Source organism: Vibrio sp. 1249-1 (assembly GCF_033340495.1).
In genome coordinates, this window is sequence record NZ_JAWOWJ010000784.1 from 1 (window position 1) to 610 (window position 610).

Sequence of the window (610 nt, forward strand, 5' to 3'; positions counted from 1 at the left end):
GCGGTTAAAACGGCGATGCCACTCATTCAGTGTTTTTGCGTAGTCTAGGCCGATGTCAAACAAATCACGAACTACCAAATCACTGTGCTTAGTGGCCGCTTGTGTCAAAGACGTCACCGACGGCAAGAAACCGCCAGGGAAAATGTATTTCTGAATAAAATCGACATTGTTGCTGTAATAGTCGTAGCGCTGATCCGCAATCGTAATCGCTTGGATAGCCATCAGGCCGCTAGGTTTTAATAACGACTCGCATTTTTTGATGTAGGAAGCTAAGAACTGTTTCCCCACGGCTTCAATCATCTCGATAGAAACCAATTTATCGTACGTCCCAGTAAGGTTACGGTAGTCTTCTTTAAGTAAAGTAATTCGATCGGCTAAACCTCGTTGTACGATTTGCTGTCGAGCATACTCATGCTGCTCTTCCGAAATGGTCGTTGTTGTCACGCGGCAACCGTATTGCTCAGCCATGTATATCGCCATCGCACCCCACCCTGTGCCAATCTCAATCACATGGTCGGTAGATTGAAGATCCAACTGCTGGCACAAGCGTTCCATTTTATTGATTTGAGCTTGCTCTAAGGAGTCGGCACTTGTGTGGTAAAGCGCTGAT

1 protein-coding gene is annotated in these 610 nt (G+C 46.2%); it reads right to left on the minus strand.

Features of this window, described 5'->3' with window-relative positions:
• The coding region (locus R7Z50_RS28900) for a cyclopropane-fatty-acyl-phospholipid synthase family protein (RefSeq protein ID WP_318149934.1) at nucleotides 1–610 on the minus strand (610 nt) is incomplete at both ends.